Below are 2,703 nucleotides of genomic sequence, written 5' to 3' on the forward strand. Positions count from 1 at the left end.
CCGATGCCAACCGCAGCGCCGACACGCACCTGCACCTGTTCCCGCTGCCGCCCGAATGGGGCATCGACCTGTACCTCAAGGACGAGTCGGTGCACCCGACCGGGTCCCTCAAACACCGCCTCGCGCGGTCACTCATCCTCTACGGGCTGGTGAACGGACGCATCCGCGAAGACACCACGCTCGTGGAATCGTCGAGTGGGTCGACCGCGGTCTCCGAGGCGTACTTCGCCCGGATGCTGGGCCTGCAGTTCATCACCGTCGTGCCGCGTTCGACGGTGCAGGAGAAGATCGACCTCATCGAGTTCTACGGCGGCACCTGCCACTTCGTCGACCGCGCGGAGGACATGTCGCCCGAGGCGCAGCGCCTCGCATCGGACTGCACCGGCCACTACCTCGACCAGTTCACGTTCGCGGAGCGCGCGACCGACTGGCGCGGCAACAACAACATCGCCGAGAGCGTGTTCAGCCAGCTCTCCCAGGAGCGCCACCCCATCCCCACCTGGATCGTCACGGGTGCGGGCACGGGAGGCACCAGCGCCACATTCGGCCGCTACGTGAAGTACCGGATGCACGACACCAAGGTCGCGGTCGTCGACCCGGAGGGTTCAGCCTTCTACGACGGCTGGGCCGGCACGGTGGATCCGCCGGCCGGACGCCCGAGTCGCATCGAGGGCATCGGCCGCCCGCGCGTCGAGGCGTCGTTCGTGCCCACCGTGATCGACGAGATGATCCAGGTCCCCGATGCGGGGTCGATCGCCGCGATCCGCCTGCTGCGTGAACGCACCCTGCACTGGGCCGGCGGGTCGACGGGCACGAACCTCTACGGCGCGTTCCAGCTCATCGCCCGGATGCGAGCTGCGGGCGAGACCGGCAGCGTCGTGACCCTGATCTGCGACAGCGGAGTCCGCTACGCCGGCACCTACTACTCCGACGAGTGGGTCGCACGGCAGGGCTGGGACCTCGCCCCGCACCGCGCCCTGCTGGAGCGGTTCCTGGAGACCGGGGTCTGGGTGGAGTGAGGGCAGCGGGCTACGCTGGCCGCATGACTACTCTGATCCTCACCGTCGCGGGCGCAGACCGTCCTGGCCTCGTTGCCGCCGTCGCCGATGTCGTGGATGCGCACGGCGGCAACTGGGAGAACAGCTCGCTGGCCGAGCTCGCCGGCACGTTCGCGGGCGTGATCGAGGTCTCGGTCGCCGACGACAAGGAGGCCGAGCTGACGTCGGCGCTCCGCGGCCTCCAGGGTCAAGGGCTGCTCACCCTCGCCGTGCTCACCGGCAGTCCGGACGCAGCCGCCGCCGACGATCGGCTGCTCGAGATCCAGGTGCTCGGCAACGACCGACCCGGCATCGTGCGCGAGGTCTCCGGCGTGCTGAACGCTCACGCCCTGAGCATCGAGGAGCTCGCCACCGAGACGCGCGATGCCGCGATGGCGGGCGGGCGCCTGTTCGAGGCGTCGGTCACCGCGAAGGTGCCGGCCGACGTCGACCTCGACGCCCTGCGCGCCGACCTCGAGCGCATCGCCGCCGAGATCCAGGTCGACATCACCCTCGGCTGAGGTCTCCCGCCCCCTCCCCGCCGAGACCCACGGTCCGCGCCGAGACCCACGGTGAAAGCCGCCGCTGGGCGTGGGTCTGGGCGACAACGATGGGTTTCGACGCTGGGTGTCGGGGGCGTCAGAGTCCGGAGTACTTGCGCACCCAGTACTCCGTGTACGCGACGTGCGCGGAGGCCGCGGCACTCGCAGCCACCGGATCCGCCGCGGCCAGGCCGCGCAGGATGGCGCGGTGCCCGGCATCGGAGTGGATCTTGAGCTCCGCGGCATCCTCGGGGTCGGAGATGCGATACGCCCGGGAGCGCGAGCGCAGCACGTCGATGAGGCTGGTCAGCGCCTCGTTGCCCGCGACCGCGGAGATCGCCATGTGGAATTCGTGATCGAGTCGTGACTGCGCCTCGAAGTCGGTGGTCGCCTCGATCTCGTCGAGCACGCGGTCCAGCGACTCCACCGTCTCGTCGTCGATGCGCGCCGCGGCCAGTGCAGCGGCGTGGGGTTCCAGCACTCGGCGCAGCTCCGTCAGTTCGAGCACGCCCGCCATCGGCAGCAGTCCGACGGTGAGCGAGAGGCTGCCGATCAGGTCGGCGGCGCGCAGCTCGCTGACGTAGCTGCCCGATCCGTGTCGCGTCTCGAGCACCCCGAGGGCGGCGAGGGTACGGATCGCCTCGCGCAGGGATCCGCGGGAGACACCGAGGGTCTCGCAGAGCTCTCCCTCGCTGGGAAGCCGGTCGCCCGGCCGCAGCGCGCCGTCCGCGATCAAGGCCCGCAGCCCGTGCAGCGCCGTGTCGAGTGCGCTCATCGTCGTCCTCCAGACACTCCGCCGTTCTTCGTGAAGTCTGTCGGAAGGCGGTGTTTCCGCAAACTCGTATGACAAGTATGTTTCATCACCGGAGTTTTGTAGCGGAATCGGCAGCCCTGTGGCAAAGTTGTGCAACAACTTGCCCGAACTCACCGATGAGGACCGATGCCCGCACCGCTGTTCCCCGCACCGCTCACGCTGACCTCCGGCATGCCAGCGCGCGACGCCTGGCCCCTCGACCCGTCCGTGATCCACCTGAACCACGGGTCCTTCGGCGCGGTCCCGTCCGTCGTCGTCGCGCAGCAGGACGCTCTGCGCCGCCGCGCGGACCTCAGCCCCGTCGAGTGGT

Annotated in this window: 3 protein-coding genes and 1 pseudogene; 3 read left to right on the forward strand and 1 reads right to left on the reverse strand. The window is 69.7% G+C overall.

All coding sequences use genetic code 11. The features are described 5' to 3' along the window. Together DSP71_RS16635 and DSP71_RS16640 are read left to right on the forward strand one after the other, a co-directional pair. Positions 1-1,019: PLP-dependent cysteine synthase family protein (locus tag DSP71_RS16635; protein ID WP_258546507.1), on the forward strand; the 1,019-nt coding region annotated here is incomplete at its 5' end. A 23-nt stretch (positions 1,020-1,042) separates the two neighbouring features. Continuing rightward, positions 1,043-1,558 (forward strand): glycine cleavage system protein R, encoded by a 516-nt coding sequence (locus tag DSP71_RS16640; protein ID WP_046747674.1) that lies wholly within the window; start codon positions 1,043-1,045, stop codon positions 1,556-1,558. A gap of 118 nt (positions 1,559-1,676) precedes the next feature. Here DSP71_RS16640 and DSP71_RS16645 read toward each other — a convergent pair whose 3' ends face one another. Further along, positions 1,677-2,354: a FadR/GntR family transcriptional regulator gene (locus DSP71_RS16645; protein ID WP_046747518.1), complete on the reverse strand. Its 678-nt coding sequence runs from the start codon at positions 2,352-2,354 to the stop codon at positions 1,677-1,679. A 165-nt stretch (positions 2,355-2,519) separates the two neighbouring features. Here DSP71_RS16645 and DSP71_RS16650 point away from each other — a divergent pair. Further along, positions 2,520-2,703 (forward strand): annotated as a pseudogene (locus tag DSP71_RS16650) (aminotransferase); the annotation flags it as partial.

This window comes from Microbacterium sp. H6, from assembly GCF_003314775.1.
Classification (GTDB): Bacteria; Actinomycetota; Actinomycetes; order Actinomycetales; family Microbacteriaceae; genus Microbacterium; species Microbacterium oxydans.